Origin of the sequence: Vibrio sp. V43_P6S15P86 (genome assembly GCF_009904725.1) — a bacterium.
Lineage (GTDB): Bacteria > Pseudomonadota > Gammaproteobacteria > Enterobacterales > Vibrionaceae > Vibrio > Vibrio diabolicus.
In genome coordinates this window covers 1-2800 of sequence record NZ_WXWT01000252.1, presented here as the reverse complement: position 1 = coordinate 2800, position 2800 = coordinate 1, and the positions used below count along the sequence as shown (strand labels likewise).

General features: G+C 42.9%; 2 protein-coding genes. Both read right to left on the bottom strand.

Translation table 11 applies throughout. The features are described 5' to 3' along the window. On the bottom strand, positions 1-1464 hold a 1464-nt coding region (locus tag CAG69_RS11390; RefSeq protein WP_161444236.1), incomplete at its 3' end, for an alpha-glucoside-specific PTS transporter subunit IIBC. Between the two features lie 55 nt (positions 1465-1519). Continuing rightward, on the bottom strand, positions 1520-2800 hold a 1281-nt coding region (locus tag CAG69_RS11385; RefSeq protein WP_161444234.1), incomplete at its 5' end, for a 6-phospho-alpha-glucosidase.

Here is a 2800-nt window from a genome sequence, read left to right as displayed (position 1 = left end):
AATATTCACCGCTCCGTGCTGTGTGAAAAATGCGTTCTCCTTTACAAGAGAGACATCTTTAACTTTAACACGCAAACGCGTCGCGCAATTAGTTAACAATTCAATGTTTTCTTTTCCACCCAGACCTTCAATAAAAGCACTAGCTTGTGACGGACTTGCGCTACTGTTATGGACCGCTTTCGCTTCTTTGTAGTCAGCTTTGGAATACAACTTACTATCTGCACCTTCACGTCCCGGAGTAAGTATGTTGTATTTTAAAATAAGCGCGCGAAACGTAACAAAGTAAACACCAGTAAACATGAGACCAATAATAATCTGAATCACGTATGTTCCTGCATGGTTACCAGCTAAAGGCAACCAGTTTTGGAAAATGAAGTCTATCAAGCCAGTCTGAAAGTTACCGGAAACACCAAACATAAAGGCGATCGTTGCCATTGTCGCAGATAACAACGCATGCAAAGCAAACAGCGCAGGTGCGATAAATAAGAATGTAAACTCTATTGGTTCGGTGATCCCTGTAAGAATTGCTGTGATTGCGGCTCCGAGCACTAACCCCATCACCATCTTTTTATTTTCTTTTTTCGCAACTGAATAGAGTGCTAGTGCGATACCCGTACAACCAAACACTTTACCCATTCCCGTCAACATCAAACCACCCTGAGGAAATTGTGTCGTTAAACTTTCCGAGCTCTGGGCGAATGTCTGTATATTTTGAATCCAATAGGAAACCGTTCCGCCATCGACTGCAACAGGCCCATAAAAAACGGGACCATATACGAAATGATGCAACCCCGTTGGTATCATGATTCGCTCTAAAAAAGTAAATAGCCATACCCCTAACGATCCAGCAGAAACCAAAAATGATTGCAGATTGTTAATACCATGCTGAATACTTGGCCAAGTCAAACAAGTTAGAATTGCCATCACGACCATAATTGGGAAGCTAATGATCACAACCAATGGCGTTCCGCCAAATACAGCCGCCCAATCCGGTAGCTTTTTATCAAAGAATCGGTTGTGAACCCAAACAGAGAGACTTGCAATTAAAATGGCACCTAGCAAGTTGGTATCAAGCGTTAGAATGCCACCAACTTCAGTCAAACCTCGCTCACCTTCCGTATAGCTAACGCCCAGTTCTGGCCCCCAAAATTGAAGGATTCCACCAATAACGTAGTTATACGTAATGTAGGAAACAAGTGTTGCAAGTACAGCGCGACCAGATGCTTTTTTAGCTAAAGCGATAGGTAACCCAACGGCAAAAATAAGTGCCATATTTTTAAATACAGCGAGAGATGCCTGTAAAATGATCGTCGAGACTTTAACCCAAGCACTCCCCTCTAGTGCCCAAGGAAACACTTCTTGATTTAACAGCACAACAGAGAAACCCAATAACATGCCCGCTGCTGGAAATAATAGAACGGGTACAAACATCGCGGCCCCGAACCTTTGAATAATGTCTTTCATATAAACCTCTTGTTTCATTCACGGAGCCTACAAGTAGGCCCCGAACGTCCAGTTGTTATTGAAAAAATTGAGGAAGGTAGGCTTTATTTTCTTCTAGTAATTGTTTTGTTATTTCTTTAGCTTTTGGCACATTAACCACGGTACGGTTAAGTGTGAGTGCATTAATCAGCTTTTGCTGACTTCCTTCGTACCAAGCATCCACGACTAATTTCTCGTAACCAAGTTGGCTCTCAATCATGGCTTTTTGGAAGGTTGGGATTTTTCCTACAGTAAAAGCTTTCGGTCCATCACTAGTTAGCGCAGCTGGAACTTCTACCATGGCGTCATTTTGTAAATTTGTAATAGCACCATTATTCGGTACGATGACGAGATACACATCGCTCAAGTTGTAGGCAAGCGAAGCCGCGACTCTCACCATGTATCGACCATGGATATCGGCATGCAGTGTTTCGTGCTTCGTGGTGCCCGCTTCAATTATTCTTGCGTTCAATTCGAACACTCGTTTCTCACGGCCGTTAATTACCTGCCTTGCGCGAGTATTATTGATATCCTCTTTCGCCACCATTTTTTCAGGGTACAAATAGTATTGAAGATACGTATTCGGCAAAAACTCTGGATTGTCAGCAAGCATTGTTCTCATGTTTTTGAATGTGGCTTGCCACGATGGGTCATCCGCTATTTCCGCATCAACCGCACTGATCCCTTCTTTTAGGATGATATTTTTAATTTTATCCGTTAAGTCTTCACCCTGTTTGTTACGAATTTTGGTAAACCAGCCATAGTGATTAAGCCCAAAATATTCAGGAACAAAGTCCCAAATTTCACACCCTAACAATTGCGCATAGCTGACCATAATCGCTGCTGGCATATCACAAATATTTAGAATTCGCTTATCATGCGGAAATTCACGATTTAAAGCTTCAGCGACAATTGCCGCTGGGTTGGTGTAATTAAGAATCCACGCATCTGGACACGTTTGTCGGATCTCGTTCACTAGCTGGATCATATCGCCGATAGAGCGAAGTCCATATGCCATTCCTCCCGCGCCACATGTCTCTTGCCCAACACAAGAGTTGGATAGCGGGATTTGTTCATCGCGCTCGCGCATGGCCAACCCACCAGTGCGGATCTGGATAAAGAAAAAGTCCGAATCTGCGAATGCGACAGATTTATCCGTTGTATAAACAAACTCTTCAACTTCTGGATAGTGTTCTCGCAATAGAATTTCAGTAGCTAATGCATTCGACTCTTGGCGTTTCTCATCTATGTCGTAAAACACGACTTTTGCGAGTGGAAAGTTATCTTTTTCGGCAATAAGGCTGTTCATCATACCAAG